Annotated in this window: 12 protein-coding genes and 1 pseudogene; 11 read left to right on the forward strand and 2 right to left on the reverse strand. The window is 40.0% G+C overall.

Annotation, left to right across the window (positions count from 1 at the left end; genetic code table 11):
• Nucleotides 1-30: 30 nt before the first annotated feature.
• Both HBN42_RS05655 and nusB read left to right on the forward strand, forming a co-directional pair.
• Nucleotides 31-420: an Asp23/Gls24 family envelope stress response protein gene (locus HBN42_RS05655; protein ID WP_165994090.1), complete on the forward strand. Its 390-nt coding sequence runs from the start codon at nucleotides 31-33 to the stop codon at nucleotides 418-420.
• On the forward strand, nucleotides 413-856 hold the full coding sequence (gene nusB / locus HBN42_RS05660; RefSeq protein ID WP_165994091.1) for a transcription antitermination factor NusB: 444 nt from the start codon (nucleotides 413-415) through the stop codon (nucleotides 854-856). The genes HBN42_RS05655 and nusB overlap by 8 nt, the downstream gene beginning before the upstream one ends.
• A 24-nt stretch (nucleotides 857-880) precedes the next feature.
• Here nusB and HBN42_RS05665 read toward each other — a convergent pair whose 3' ends face one another.
• Together HBN42_RS05665 and HBN42_RS05670 are read right to left on the reverse strand one after the other, a co-directional pair.
• Nucleotides 881-1,846: a LacI family DNA-binding transcriptional regulator gene (locus HBN42_RS05665; RefSeq protein WP_165994092.1), complete on the reverse strand. Its 966-nt coding sequence runs from the start codon at nucleotides 1,844-1,846 to the stop codon at nucleotides 881-883.
• 11 nt (nucleotides 1,847-1,857) lie between these two features.
• On the reverse strand, nucleotides 1,858-3,300 hold the full coding sequence (locus tag HBN42_RS05670; protein WP_165994093.1) for a sucrose-6-phosphate hydrolase: 1,443 nt from the start codon (nucleotides 3,298-3,300) through the stop codon (nucleotides 1,858-1,860).
• A gap of 186 nt (nucleotides 3,301-3,486) precedes the next feature.
• On the opposite strand from HBN42_RS05670, the pseudogene HBN42_RS05675 reads away from it, so the two are divergent.
• From HBN42_RS05675 to alr, 9 genes and pseudogenes are all read left to right on the forward strand, one after another.
• Nucleotides 3,487-4,881 (forward strand): annotated as a pseudogene (locus HBN42_RS05675) (sucrose-specific PTS transporter subunit IIBC); the annotation flags it as partial.
• 21 nt (nucleotides 4,882-4,902) lie between these two features.
• Nucleotides 4,903-5,403, forward strand: coding sequence for a PTS sugar transporter subunit IIA (locus HBN42_RS10320; protein WP_413251930.1), 501 nt, complete (start codon nucleotides 4,903-4,905; stop codon nucleotides 5,401-5,403).
• A gap of 149 nt (nucleotides 5,404-5,552) precedes the next feature.
• Nucleotides 5,553-6,434: a fructokinase ScrK gene (gene scrK, locus HBN42_RS05680; protein WP_165994095.1), complete on the forward strand. Its 882-nt coding sequence runs from the start codon at nucleotides 5,553-5,555 to the stop codon at nucleotides 6,432-6,434.
• 102 nt (nucleotides 6,435-6,536) lie between these two features.
• Entirely contained in the window at nucleotides 6,537-7,313 is a 777-nt protein-coding gene (locus HBN42_RS05685; protein ID WP_165994096.1) for a MurR/RpiR family transcriptional regulator, read from the forward strand.
• Between the two features lie 114 nt (nucleotides 7,314-7,427).
• Nucleotides 7,428-8,852, forward strand: coding sequence for a glycoside hydrolase family 1 protein (locus tag HBN42_RS05690; protein ID WP_165994097.1), 1,425 nt, complete (start codon nucleotides 7,428-7,430; stop codon nucleotides 8,850-8,852).
• Between the two features lie 13 nt (nucleotides 8,853-8,865).
• Nucleotides 8,866-9,816, forward strand: a complete 951-nt coding sequence (gene manA / locus HBN42_RS05695) for a mannose-6-phosphate isomerase, class I (protein WP_165994098.1) — start codon at nucleotides 8,866-8,868, stop codon at nucleotides 9,814-9,816.
• Between the two features lie 134 nt (nucleotides 9,817-9,950).
• Nucleotides 9,951-12,479 (forward strand): preprotein translocase subunit SecA, encoded by a 2,529-nt coding sequence (gene secA / locus HBN42_RS05700; RefSeq protein ID WP_165994099.1) that lies wholly within the window; start codon nucleotides 9,951-9,953, stop codon nucleotides 12,477-12,479.
• 101 nt (nucleotides 12,480-12,580) lie between these two features.
• The gene (gene acpS, locus HBN42_RS05705) at nucleotides 12,581-12,937 is read left to right on the forward strand and encodes a holo-ACP synthase (protein WP_165994186.1); all 357 of its coding nucleotides are present in this window, start codon (nucleotides 12,581-12,583) and stop codon (nucleotides 12,935-12,937) included.
• Nucleotides 12,934-14,040: an alanine racemase gene (alr, locus tag HBN42_RS05710; protein ID WP_165994100.1), complete on the forward strand. Its 1,107-nt coding sequence runs from the start codon at nucleotides 12,934-12,936 to the stop codon at nucleotides 14,038-14,040. The genes acpS and alr overlap by 4 nt, the downstream gene beginning before the upstream one ends.
• The last annotated feature ends 255 nt before the right edge of the window (nucleotides 14,041-14,295 follow it).

Here is a 14,295-nt window from a genome sequence, read left to right on the forward strand (position 1 = left end):
AGTATTGGTTGAGCAAAGAAAGGAAATGCTATGTTAAGTGAAAATATTGGTGAAATTGTTATTTCGCCTCGAGTTCTTGAAGTTATTACTGGTATAGCCACAACACAAGTTGAAGGCGTTTATTCACTTCATAACAAAAAAATGTCCGACAGCTTCAATAAAGCAAGCCTAGGTAAAGGTGTTTATCTTCGTACAGAAGAAGACGGATCAGTTAATGCAGATATCTATGTTTATTTACAGTATGGTGTCAAAGTACCGACAGTGTCAGTTGCTATCCAAAAGGCTGTTAAAACAGCAGTCTATGATATGGCTGAAGTTACTATTGCCTCTGTTAATATCCATGTGGAAGGTATTGTCCCTGAGAAAACCCCAAAACCTGATTTGAAATCACTTTTTGAAGAGGACTTTTTGGATGACTAAAAGCTTTGAAAATTCAAGAAGGGATCTTCGTGAGCGTGCTTTTCAGGCTCTATTTAACATGGAACTTGGTGGAGACACTCTAGAGGCCTCTCAGTTTGCCTATGATTATGATAAGGTTTTAGAAGACGATCAAACTTTAGATATCCCAATTTTTCTCCTAAATTTAGTCAATGGTGTCAAAGATCATAAAGAAGAACTTGATGCACTGATTAAGGAGAACCTCAAAGCAGGTTGGTCAATTGAACGTTTGACTTTAACAGATAGAACCATGCTTCGTTTAGGCCTGTATGAAATCAAATATTTTGATGAAACACCAAGTCGGGTAGCCTTAAACGAAATCATTGAAATTGCTAAGAAGTATTCAGATGAAACATCTGCAAAATTTATTAATGGCTTGTTGAGCCAGTTCGTTACAGACGACAAAGAAAAAAGCTAAGGAATAGCGTATTCCTTGGCTTTTTTAGATGCTTGCACCAGGTAGGAGCGTTATAGGCAAGATATAATCCTTACTAGTTTTTTCTTTATTGATTTTTTTAATTAAGACTTCAACTGTTAGCTTTGCGATTTCTTCGATGGGTTGTTTGATGGTGGCCAACTGAGGGAAATAGTTTTCAATGAAATGAGTGCCATCGTATCCAATCAATTTCAGCTCTTGAGGTATGGACAGGCCCAGTTGATCAGCCACTTTCATGATTAATATGGCTGTTAAATCATCAGAGGCAAAGATGCCATCTGGTTTTTGCTTGGAAAGTATGGAGCGAATTTCCATCTCTCTGCGAATGGTTGAGAGATGATTAGGAAGTTTGATGATCTCAGCTCCTTTTTTGAGCTGATAGGAGAAGCCCAACTGCCGTAAACCAGTAGGAGAGTCAGAGTTGTCGTTTCCTGTGATCATAATGATCCGTTGACAGTGCTGTTTTTCCAGTGTTTGGGCAGCTAATAGGCCTCCTTGAAAATTATCAGAAGAAATAATGGGGATATTGGGGGATAAATTGCGGTCAAAGGCTACAATAGGAGCTTCAACACGTTCGTAGTCTTCAATGCCCAGGTTATGGCTTGAAGAAATGATGCCCTCTACCTGGTTGGCCGCAAGCATTTCCAAGTATTCCTTTTCTTTCTTAGGATCTTTTTCACTGTTACAAATAATGGTTTTGTAACCCTCTTTGAACAGTTCTATTTCCAGATGCTCAATCAACTCTGCATAAAAAACATTGGAGATATTGGGGAAAATTAAACCAATGAGCTGGGTGGATTTACCCTGTAAACTCCGCGCCAAGTTATTGGGCTGGTAGCCCAATTCTTTCATGGCTTCTTTTACCTTGTCTACGGTTTTTTGTGAGAGGTAACCCTTTTTATTAATAACTCTGGAAACAGTTGTAGGACTGACTCCAGCCAATTCAGCAACATCAGTTAGTTTTGCAACCAAATTCTAATTCCTCATTTCCTCAATTGGTAATAATGACCGTCAGCTTGCCCAGAAAGTAAGCTGATTCCACTTTCTTTTTTCTTTGGAAAGACACGGCTACTTAAGACACTTTGCCCCTTGTTAACAAAAATTTCAACAATAGACTGGTCTACATAGATATTAAGTGTAACACCTTGACTGGGTATTTGGCAAGAGCGGCTTGTTCCATAATCAGTGGCATATTGCACACCCACCTGGCTACGATCCATTGTTAACTGACCATCTTTGGTATTAATAGTGATCTGAAGTCCAGTTTTTTCCTTGGGATTGGCAAATAGTGATAGCTTGGTAAAATTATTGGCTGGTATCTGTAATTCCAGTTCATAAGTATTAGAAGTTTCAGCCTTGTCTTGAAAAATTTCTTGACTCTGTCTGAGGGATTGGCTAGCTTTCACTGGGTACTGGTAAAGTTGATCATCTTTAAGGGTTAAATGCTTAACCAAGCTAAGAGCTCCTTGGTAGTCATAGACATCACTAGGATAGTCAATATCTGGTAAGCCAAGCCAGGAAACAGCTAAGGCCTGTCCCTTAGGATCATTGAAGGCCTGAGTAGCATAGGCTTCAAAGCCAGAATCAAGTAATTGCAGCTGACCCCCACCCACAAGACGGCCATTTTCTGGGTCAAAGGCATCAAAGACCTGATAGGTATTAGGATAGATATTATCATATGCTAATTGGTCTTTAGATAGGCCTTGGGGGCAATAAATTAAGACAGGTTTATGATCAATAAAAACAAGGTTAGGGCATTCAATCATATAGGCTGTTTGCGGATTATCAAAATCAAGATCGGCGACAAATTGCCAGTTTTCAACATTTCTGTTAATAGCTTTGTAGAGCTTAATGATTCCTTTTTTAGCTAAATTTTGAGCCCCTATAATGGCGTAGATTTGTCCCTGATAATCAAAGATTTGGGGATCACGGAAATGCTCGGTGACATCTTCTGCTTGTTGAATGAGAACCTTGTCGCATTTGACAATTTGCCCTGCTTGATCCATATAGGCACCAACCTGCAAGGCCTCTCTTCTCCACTTGTTATCTCGAACATTGCCTGTATAAAACAAGAACAGTCGATCATCTAGAGGATAGGCAGAGCCAGAATAAGCCCCGTGACTATCATGTTGGTGATCTGGTAAGAGTCTTGTCGGTGTTTCCTTAAAATGCACCAAGTCAGTTGAGGTCATATGAACCCATTGCTTCAGTCCATGAGCGGGGCCGAAAGGCCAATTTTGATAGAAAAGATGATACTGTCCCTGAAAATAGGAAAAGCCATTGGGGTCATTGAGTAAGCCACTAGCCGGTTCAACATGATAGTGGCAGTGCCAGGGGGAAGCGGCAACCTTTGTCTTAATGGCTTTTAGGTCTTCTTTTGTCCACTCATGGTAAGGTTGATAGCGAATATGTCTTGGTAAATCCATTAGAAAGCTCCTTATTAGTGCTGATCACAGTACAATTATATACTAAACGTTTTCTCTTTAAAAATCAAGTTTTAGACAAACTAAAAATAAAAATATGTCAAACGCTTGACATATTTTTAAGATATGCTAGACTCTTATTTAAGAAATACCATATTTTTATCAAGTGACACTATAAGGAGTTTTTTTATGGAATATAAGAAGGTTGCCAGAGAAATTATTGAGGCTCTAGGACGGGATAATCTCATCGCCGCAGCTTATTGTGCGACAAGGCTTCGCTTAGTATTGAAGGACGACAGTCAGATAGATCAGGCGGCACTAGATGAAAATCCAAATCTTAAAGGAACCTTCAAAACAAATGGCCAATATCAAATTATTATTGGGCCAGGAGATGTGAACTTTGTTTATGATGAGCTGATCAAAGAAACAGGCTTGAAGGAAGCTGTCCCTGATGACTTGAAAAAATTGGCTAGTCAAAAAGACAAGAAATTCAATCCCTTGATGGCTTTGATTCGCCTCTTATCTGATATTTTTGTGCCCATTATTCCCGCTCTTGTTGCTGGCGGTTTATTAATGGCCCTGCGTAATTTCTTGATTTCGCCAGATTTGTTTGGTCATCTTTCCTTAGAAGAGCAGTATCCAGCAATCAAAGGCTTGTCAGAAATGATTCAGTTTATGTCAGCTGCTCCCTTTATGTTTTTACCAATCTTAGTTGCTATTTCTGCTGCTAGACGTTTTGGTGCCAACATGTATCTTGGAGCTGCCATTGGAATGATTATGACAGCTGCCAATCCTGCAGAATTAACTAGCTGGAAAATCTTTGGCCTTCATATAGTCCAAGCTAACTATTATTACCAAGTTATACCAGTCTTGGTCTCTGTTTGGCTTTTGTCGGTCTTGGAAAAATTCTTCCATAAGAGATTACCGTCAGCCATTGACTTCACCTTTACCCCACTTTTATCAGTCTTTATTACAGGATTTTTAACCTTTGCTCTTATTGGGCCAGTGATGATGGTGATTTCAGATAGCCTCACTAATGCTATTGTTTTCTTGTACAATGCAACAGGTGCCTTGGGCATGGCGATCTTTGGCGGAACCTATTCCCTAATTGTTATGACGGGACTTCATCAGTCCTTCCCAGCTATCGAAACTCAACTGCTTTCAGCCTATAATAATAAGGGTGCGGGTTTTGGAGATTATATCTTTGTTGTGGCTTCTGTGGCAAACGTTGCCCAAGGGGCAGCTACACTTGCGATCTACTTCCTAACTAAAAAGGCTAAAACCAAAGGATTGGCAGGTTCTGCAGCAGTATCTGCTTTTCTAGGAATAACAGAACCAGCCCTCTTTGGGGTTAACTTGAAATACCGTTTCCCATTCTTTTGTGCTCTAGCTGGATCTGCAGTGGGAGCAGCTTTTGCAGGCTTAACCCATGTTATTGCTGTTTCCTTAGGTGCTGCAGGTTTCATTGGCTTTCTTTCTATCAAGGCTAGTTCTATTCCAGCCTATATTATTGCTGAACTCTTAGCCTTTGCTATTGCCTTTGCCTTGACCATCTTTTATGGAAAAACAAGAGCTGCAAGTGTCTTTCTTGCTGAAGCTGAAAGTATGAATTTAGAAGATTCTACAGAGCAAAGCCAAGGATCACTACAAAGAGAACCTGAAATCATACTAAGTCCTCTTGACGGGCGAGTCCTAGCACTTGAAAATGTCAAAGACCAGGTCTTTTCATCAGGAGTCATGGGTAAGGGCTTGGCTATTAAACCAAGTGGAAATACTATCTATGCTCCAGTTGCTGGTAGGGTTGAAGTTGCTTTTGAAACCGGTCATGCTTTCGCTATTAAATCCTTTAAAGGAGCAGAAATCCTTATCCACATTGGTATTGATACAGTTTCTATGGCAGGGCAGGGCTTTGAACCACTAGTAAAAGCAGGTCAAGAAGTCAAAGAAGGAGACTTACTAGGACGTTTTGACAAGGGCAAAATCGCTGCCGCAGGACTAGAGGATACCACCATGATTGTTGTGACCAATACCTCAGATTATTCTCATATGGAAAATGTCGCCAAAGAACTGGTTGGTCATGGACAGGAGCTTATTGCATTGAAATAATTGAGGAAGGCTAGCTGAGTAGCCTTTTTCTCTTTCTCAAATAGGAATTGTTAGATAGAGGAAAAGATAGTCTAAATGAGCTTGCTAAGCATCAGTGAAACTCCTATAATAGGAAATATAAAAGCGTTTACAAAAGGAGACGAAAAAGAATGGCAAAGTTATATGGCAGTGTAGAGGCTGGTGGGACTAAATTTGTTTGTGCAGTTGGTAATGACGCTCTAGAGGTTATTGCTAGAAAACAGATTTCAACAGGGGATCCCAGTCAAACGATCCAGGCCAGTATTGATTTTTTTAAAGACTTCTCTGATGACCTTCTTGGTCTAGCTATTGGCTCTTTTGGACCTATTGACATTGACCAGGAATCTGAAACCTATGGTTATATTACCTCAACACCTAAGCCAAACTGGTCTAACGTGGATTTACTAGGTCAGTTTAAAGCTGCTCTTGACCTTCCCATTTACTTTACAACTGATGTTAACAGCTCAGCCTATGGGGAAATGATTGTCAGACCAGGAGTTAATAGTCTTGTTTACTATACTATTGGCACTGGTATTGGTGCTGGGGCTATTCAAAATGGCCAATTTATTGGTGGGCAAGGGCATACAGAGGCTGGTCATAGCTATGTCATGTCTCATCCAGATGATATTGAAAAAAACTTTTTAGGAGTTTGCCCATTCCATAAGGGCTGTCTGGAAGGGATGGCTGCAGGCCCTAGTTTAGAAGCTAGGACAGGAATAAGGGGTGAACTGATAGAAGAGCAAGCTCAAATCTGGGATATTCAGGCCTTCTATATTGCTCAGGCAGCTTTACAGGCGACCATGCTCTATCGTCCGGACTTGATTGTCTTTGGTGGTGGTGTGATGGGTCAAGACCATATGGTGGCTAGGATTCATGACAAATTTGAAAGTTTATTGAATGGCTATCTTCCTTTACCAGACTTAAAGTCCTATATTGTCAGACCAGCTATAGCAGGCAATGGCTCTGCAACCTTGGGCAATTTCGCCCTAGCCAAAATGGTTTCCAAGTCCTAAGATCACTAGCCCACTAAAGTATTTTTTAGTGGGTTTTCTCTTTTCTTTGATGTCCAGAGATGTTAAGCTTTTACTATATCAAATGAATGTGATGGAGCTAAGATGAATTTTAAAGAACGTATTTCTATACAGTTTACAAATTTAACAAAGACAGATAAAAAAATTTCTCATTGCCTGATGCAACATCCAGAATATCTGACCGATCATAGTGTGCAAGCGGCAGCTAAGCTCATAGAAACCTCACCAGCAGCTTTGGTTCGTTTGGCTAAGAAGATTGGCTATAAAGGCTTGGCCGATTTCAAAATAGATCTGGAAAAGTATGGGCAAAATAAGCCAGAAAGAGCAGAAAGCAAGGATGTCAGTCTGGTTCAAAGGGTTTTGGATAATTACCGAGAAAATATTGATCTGATCCAGAGTCAGTTGGATGAGAATCAGATGAAAGCTATTGCTGATCTGATATTGACTGCCCAAAGGGTGAAAATTTTAGGGATTGGTAGTTCGGGCTTACGGGCGGAGGAGATGGTCTATTATTTACTTTATCAGGATATCTACACAGAGAGTGTGACCAGTAAGACCAAGATGTTATATTTGGCTAGGAATCTTGGGTCTGAGGATGTGTTGATCTTTTACACGGTGTCTGGGAATAAGGATTTGGCTGATTTGTTTGTGGCGGCTAGGGCAGCTGGTGCAAAGGTAATCGTGATTACCATGGTTGCTAGTTCCTATGTCACAAAATATGCTGATCAGATTGTCATTTTGCCTTCCAACTTACAAGCCTTGAGCAATCAGATCGGAGACTTTTATCAGCTGGATAATCGTTCACAATTTTCTATTTTTTCTGAGATTTTAGCAGCCTATATTAACCAAAGGTTAAAATAAATTTTACAAATAAAACAAAAATTGAAATAAATTTCGTAAATGCTATAATAGACCTATTAAAATGCTAGTCATTAATCAGATGATTGATGTGTGGAACAAATTTAAGGTGAAAATATGAAAAACTTACAATTTCCAGAAAATTTCTGGTGGGGGGCAGCAACTAGTGGGCCTCAGTCAGAAGGTAGTTTTAAAAAGAAGCATCAAAATGTTATGGACTATTGGTTTATAAAGAGTCCAGAAGATTTCCATAATCAGGTTGGACCAGATACGGCCTCTAATTTCTACAATGACTACAAGTCAGACATTAAATTGATGAAAGAATGCGGACTAAATACCGTCAGAACTTCTATTCAGTGGTCTCGTTTGATTGATGATTTAGAAACTAATAGTCTGAATCAAGAAGCTGTTGACTTTTATAATCAAGTTATTGACGAATTTATAGCCCAAGGGATCACGCCCTTTATTAACCTGCATCATTTTGATTTGCCGGTGGAACTTTTGCAGCGATATGGTGGTTGGGAAAGTAAGCATGTGGTGGATTTGTTTGCTGGCTTTGCTGAAAGGTGTTTTCAACTTTTTGGCGATCGTGTCCACCATTGGTTTACCCATAATGAACCCTTGGTAGTTGTGGAAGGGGGCTATTACGAGCAATTCCATTATCCTAAAAAGAGTGATGGCAAGGCAGCTGTTCAAGTGGCTTATAATCTCCAGTTAGCTAGCAGCAAGGCTATTGCCAAATACCGTCAGCTCAAACAAGATGGTCAGATTGGAATTATCCTTAATTTGACACCAGTCTACCCAGCCAGTCAGGAAAAAGAGGATCTTAAGGCAGCGCATATAGCAGACCTTTGGTTTAACCGGCTCTTTATGGATGCCAGCAGTAAGGGAGAATTTCCACAGGAATTAGTTGAGCTACTCAGTAAGGAAGGAGCTCTTTGGCAAGCTAGTCCAGAAGAATTGGCTCTTATTAAGGAAAATACCATTGATTTATTGGGGATTAATTTCTACCATCCCAACCGCGTCCAAAGACCTAAATATTCCTCAAATAGCTTAGCTGTTGACTTTTTACCAACTAAATTCTGGCAAACTTATGAGATGCCTATGGCCAGGATGAATGTTGATAAGGGCTGGGAAATCTATCCGCAGGCTGTTTATGATATTGCCAAGGATATTCAGGAAAACTATGGTAATATGACTTGGTTTATGAGTGAGAATGGTATGGGCGTCTCAGCTGAGGAACGTTATCTCAACGCTGATGGGATGATCGAAGATGACTACCGCATTCAATTTATCAAGGAGCATCTCTACTGGCTGCATAAAGGTATGGAAGAAGGCAGCAACTGTCTTGGCTACCATTTGTGGACGCCGATTGACTGCTGGAGCTGGGCCAATGCCTATAAAAACCGTTATGGATTAATTAGCAATAATATTCATACCCAAATTAAAACTCTGAAAAAATCAGGTCATTGGATGAGAAAGCTCAGTCAGAAGAACCAATTTGAACTTGAAAATGATATAATAGAAGAACTACAGAAATGAAATGAGGGATATGATGGCAGAACCACTTTTTCTAGACTCATGTATGCACGATAAGATTTGGGGCGGTACAAAACTTAGAGATGTTTTTAATTATGACATTCCTAGTGAGACAACGGGTGAATACTGGGCTATCTCAGCTCATCCTAATGGCGTTTCAACCATTGCCAACGGGACTTACAAGGGTTTAGGCTTGGACAAGCTTTATAGCGAGCACCCAGAATTATTTGGTAACCCCAAAGAACCGGTTTTTCCTTTACTGACTAAAATCTTGGATGCCAATGATTGGCTTAGTGTTCAGGTTCATCCAGATGATACCTATGCCTTAGAACATGAAGGTGAGCTAGGGAAAACGGAGTGTTGGTATATCATCTCTGCAGAAGCAGGGTCAGAAATCATCTATGGACATAATGCCCAATCAAAAGAAGAACTTGAAGAAATGATTAAGTCCGGAGACTGGGATCATCTCTTAACCAAGGTTCCTGTTCAGGCTGGTGATTTCTTCTTTGTTCCTAGTGGGACCATGCATGCTATTGGTAAGGGGATTCTTATCTTAGAAACTCAGCAATCCAGTGATACTACCTACCGTGTCTATGATTTTGATCGTAAGGACGCTGATGGGAACTTGCGGGATTTGCACCTGAAAGAATCTGTTGATGTTCTGACTATTGGTCAGCCTGAAAATAGTGTTCCTGCAACTGTGGTTTTTGATAATTTACTAGCAACAACCTTGGTTTCAAATCCCTTCTTTACAGTGTATAAGTTTAACATTGATCAACTAGTTGAAATGAGGCAGTCAGCTCCCTACCTTTTAGTTTCAGTTTTAAATGGTCAGGGTCAGCTAATGGTTGATTCTAAGGCCTATAAGTTGAAAAAGGGCATGCACTTCATCCTACCAAATGATGTTAAAAAATGGTCATTTGAAGGAAGCTTAGAAATGATTGCTAGCCATCCTAATTCTAAGTAAGTCTTCTTAAAAAATAAAAAAATGAGAGAAAAGGAGTTGCTGCAACTTCTTTTCTCTTTTCATCTGTCAGGATTTCTTGAACTGGCTGCCTAATTGTGTTAGAATGAAATGAAAGACGATCGAAAGGAAATAGAATGGCAAATGTTCTACGCAAAGTCATTGAAAATGACAAAGGCGAATTAAGAAAACTCGAAAAAATTGCAAAAAAAGTGGAATCTTATGCAGGTCGAATGGAAGCCTTATCTGACCAAGATTTACAAGCTAAAACAGAAGAATTTAAAAAACGTTATCAAGATGGGGAGACTTTGGATCAGTTGTTACCTGAGGCTTTTGCTGTTGTTCGCGAAGCTTCAAAACGTGTCCTAGGACTTTACCCTTATCGTGTTCAGATTATGGGGGGGATTGTTCTTCATAATGGTGATGTTCCGGAAATGCGCACTGGTGAAGGTAAAACCTTAACAGCTACAATGCCTGTTTATTTAAATGCCATCGCTGGAGAAGGTGTTCACGTTATCACTGTTAACGAATACCTATCAACACGTGATGCGACTGAGATGGGAGAAGTATACAGTTGGTTAGGCTTATCTGTTGGGATCAACCTTGCAGCCAAATCACCAGCTGAAAAAAGAGAAGCTTATCTCTGTGACATTACCTATTCTACAAACTCCGAAGTAGGCTTTGACTATCTACGTGATAATATGGTAGTGCGTCAGGAAGATATGGTTCAAAGACCTCTCAGCTATGCTTTAGTTGATGAGGTGGACTCTGTCTTGATTGACGAAGCTAGAACACCACTGATTGTCTCAGGAGCTGTTAGCTCAGAGACCAACCAACTCTATGTTCGGGCAGACATGTTTGTTAAGACCCTAAAAGAAGATGATTACATTATTGATGTTCCAACTAAAACGATTGGACTTAGTGATTCAGGGATTGACAAGGCAGAAACCTACTTCAAACTTGATAACTTATATGATATTGAGAATGTTGCCTTAACTCACTTCATTGATAATGCCCTGCGTGCTAACTATATCATGCTTTTGGATATTGACTATGTTGTGTCTGAAGAAGGAGAAATCCTCATTGTTGACCAGTTCACTGGTCGGACAATGGAAGGACGCCGCTTTTCTGATGGTTTACACCAAGCTATTGAGGCTAAAGAAGGTGTACGTATTCAGGAAGAGTCTAAGACCAGTGCATCAATTACCTACCAAAATATGTTCCGTATGTACAAAAAATTGGCAGGTATGACAGGTACAGCAAAAACTGAAGAAGAAGAGTTCCGTGAAGTTTACAACATGCGGATTATTCCAATTCCAACCAATAGACCAGTAGCACGTTTAGACCACACTGACCTGCTTTATCCAACTTTGAAATCAAAATTCAAGGCTGTTATTGCTGATGTGAAAGAAAGACATGAAAAAGGTCAGCCAGTCCTTGTTGGTACCGTTGCTGTTGAAACCAGTGACTATATCTCAAAACAATTGGTTAGTGCTGGTGTGCCCCATGAAGTTCTTAATGCTAAAAACCACTTTAAAGAAGCTCAGATTATTATGAATGCTGGCCAACGAGGTGCTGTTACCATAGCAACCAATATGGCTGGTCGTGGAACAGATATTAAACTTGGTGAAGGTGTTCGTGAATTGGGTGGTCTTTGTGTTATAGGTACTGAACGTCATGAAAGCCGTCGTATTGATAACCAATTGCGTGGTCGTTCAGGACGTCAAGGTGACCCAGGTGAATCACAATTCTACCTTTCTCTAGAAGATGATTTGATGAGACGTTTTGGTTCAGACCGTATCAAAGCCCTTCTTGACCGAATGAAGTTGGAAGAAGAAGATACCATCATCAAGTCTAGAATGCTTGCTAGACAGGTTGAATCTGCTCAAAAAAGGGTTGAAGGTAATAACTACGATACCCGTAAACAGGTCCTCCAATATGATGACGTTATGCGTGAACAACGTGAAATCATCTATTCAAACCGTCGTGATGTCATTACGGCTAATCGTGACCTTGGACCTGAAATTAAGTCCATGATAAAAAGGACTATCAAACGTACAGTCGATGCCCATACAAGAAGTAACCGAAAAGATGCTCTTGAAGCTATTGTGACCTTTGCCAGAACTAATATCGTTCCAGAGGAAACAATTTCTGTTAAAGAACTGCGGAACTTAAAAGATGAGCAAATAAAAGAAAAACTCTATCAGCGTGCGCTAGACATTTACCAAAATCAGATTGCCAAACTGCATGACAAGGAAGCTATCTTAGAGTTCCAAAAAGTGCTGTTATTGATGATTGTGGATAATAAATGGACTGAGCATATTGATGCTTTGGACCAACTTCGTAATTCAGTTGGTTTGCGTGGTTATGCTCAAAACAATCCAGTTGTTGAATATCAGGCTGAAGGCTTTAAGATGTTCCAGGACATGATTGGAGCTATTGAGTTTGATGTAACTCGGACCATGATGAAAGCACAAATTCATGAACAAGAGCGTGAACGTGCCAGCCAACATGCCACAACCACTGCTGCTCAAAACATTTCAGCAAGAACAAGAGGCCAAGAAGGGACTTCAGCTATTGATTTCTCTAATGTTAAACGTAATGACCTCTGTCCTTGTGGATCAGGCAAAAAATTTAAAAATTGCCATGGCAGAAAAAATCGCTAAGAGATTCATTTTACGCAATAAAGCTGAGACCCTGTCTCGGCTTTTATCGCTTTTTATGACAAATAGTGATAAAATAGAAGAAAAATAAGTAAGGTATGATAATGATAGTTGGACATGGCATTGATTTACAAGAAATAGTAGCGATTGAAAATGTCTTAAAAAAGAAACCTGTCTTTGCAAAGAAGGTTCTGACTCAAAAAGAATTTGATCTCTTTAGCTCTTATAAAGGTAAGAGACAGCTTAATTTTTTAGCTGGCCGCTGGGCTGGCAAGGAAGCATTTTCCAAAGCAATGGGAACTGGTATTGGAAAACTAAGCTTCCAAGATATTGAAATCCTAACTGATGACAAAGGTAAGCCTTATATCAGTCAGTCCCCTTTCAAGGGAAAAGGCTTTATTAGTATTTCTCATAGTGGTGCCTATGTTCAAGCCAGTGTTATTTTGGAGGAAGAAAAATGATTTCAAGCAAGCATCGTCCTACAGTAGCGACTGTTGACTTAAATGCAATAAGAGCAAATGTTGAAGCAGTACAAAAACATATTCCACAGAGGGCAAAAACCTTTGCTGTTGTTAAGGCCAATGCTTATGGACATGGCTCCATTGAAGTCTCTAAGGCTCTTCTACCAATTGTTGATGGTTATTGTGTCTCTAACTTAGATGAGGCCCTTGAGCTGAGACAGGCTGGTATCAGTAAGGAGATTCTTGTTTTGGGAATCGTCTTACCAGAAGAAATTGATTTAGCCAAAAAAGAGAAGATAACTTTAACCGTGGCCAACCTTGATTGGTTGAAAGAGGCTAATCAAAAAGATATTGATTTGAAAGGTTGCCATGTTCACCTTAAAATTGATTCAGGTATGGGAAGAATTGGTCTTCGTACCTTGGAAGAAGCAGATCAGCTCATTGCCAACTTGTTAGAGGCAGAAGTTAAGGTTGATGGGATTTTTACTCATTTTGCTACGGCAGATGAAGCTGATAATCAAAAATTTACAGAGCAGCTACAGTTTTTCACTGATTTGGTTGGAGCTTTAGCTTATAAGCCAGCTATGGTTCATGCTAGCAATTCCGCAACCAGCCTGTGGCACAGTGACACGATTTTCAATGCGGTTCGTTTGGGTATTGTAATCTATGGTTTAAACCCTAGTGGTCATGCCTTGGAACTTCCTTATCCTTTGAAGGCCGCCCTATCCTTAGAAACAGCCATAGTACAAGTTAAAAAGATTAATGCAGGCGATACAGTTGGCTACGGAGCTAGCTATAAAGCTAAGGAAGAAGAAATTGTTGCTACTTTACCCATTGGCTACGCTGATGGTTGGACCAGGGATTTACAAGGTTTTCATGTTCTTGTAGATGGTCAATTCTGTGAAATTATTGGAAGGGTATCTATGGATCAGACAACCATAAGATTACCAAAATACTATCCTATTGGTAGCAAGGTTACCTTAATAGGTCAAGAGGCTGAACAGGTCATTACAGCAACTGATCTGGCTGATCAGAAGGGTACTATTAATTATGAAGTTCTTTGTTTACTCAGTGATCGTATTCCACGTTACTATAAGAACTAAGGATAGTTATATGATGAGACAAACTTAGTACAGCTGCCAGGAGATTCTTGGCATAAGGAACTAAGGAAGCAGGTGAAAATACTAGCACTTGGTCTTGGGTGGGGACAGGATCAGTCTGCAGACAATTGCTGGCCAAGTATATGAGCTGCTAAGATAAGAAAAAGGTTTTTGTCACCTTCCCTGCTGAGATGACTAAGTAAGAGTTGGAGAGGAGACAAAGATCCTCTCCTTTTTCCTTCTCTGAGGCTCTTTTGA

Source organism: Streptococcus catagoni (assembly GCF_011421425.1).
Classification (GTDB): Bacteria; Bacillota; Bacilli; order Lactobacillales; family Streptococcaceae; genus Streptococcus; species Streptococcus catagoni.

Bases quoted from the DNA above. Each gene is read 5' to 3' on its own strand.
- nusB (WP_165994091.1), top strand. From the start codon at position 413: ATGACTAAAAGCTTTGAAAATTCAAGAAGGGATCTTCGTGAGCGTGCT.
- acpS (WP_165994186.1), top strand. From the start codon at position 12,581: ATGATAGTTGGACATGGCATTGATTTACAAGAAATAGTAGCGATTGAA.
- manA (WP_165994098.1), top strand. From the start codon at position 8,866: ATGGCAGAACCACTTTTTCTAGACTCATGTATGCACGATAAGATTTGG.
- HBN42_RS05690 (WP_165994097.1), top strand. From the start codon at position 7,428: ATGAAAAACTTACAATTTCCAGAAAATTTCTGGTGGGGGGCAGCAACT.
- HBN42_RS10320 (WP_413251930.1), top strand. From the start codon at position 4,903: ATGAATTTAGAAGATTCTACAGAGCAAAGCCAAGGATCACTACAAAGA.
- alr (WP_165994100.1), top strand. From the start codon at position 12,934: ATGATTTCAAGCAAGCATCGTCCTACAGTAGCGACTGTTGACTTAAAT.
- scrK (WP_165994095.1), top strand. From the start codon at position 5,553: ATGGCAAAGTTATATGGCAGTGTAGAGGCTGGTGGGACTAAATTTGTT.
- HBN42_RS05685 (WP_165994096.1), top strand. From the start codon at position 6,537: ATGAATTTTAAAGAACGTATTTCTATACAGTTTACAAATTTAACAAAG.
- HBN42_RS05655 (WP_165994090.1), top strand. From the start codon at position 31: ATGTTAAGTGAAAATATTGGTGAAATTGTTATTTCGCCTCGAGTTCTT.
- HBN42_RS05670 (WP_165994093.1), bottom strand. From the start codon at position 3,300: ATGGATTTACCAAGACATATTCGCTATCAACCTTACCATGAGTGGACA.
- secA (WP_165994099.1), top strand. From the start codon at position 9,951: ATGGCAAATGTTCTACGCAAAGTCATTGAAAATGACAAAGGCGAATTA.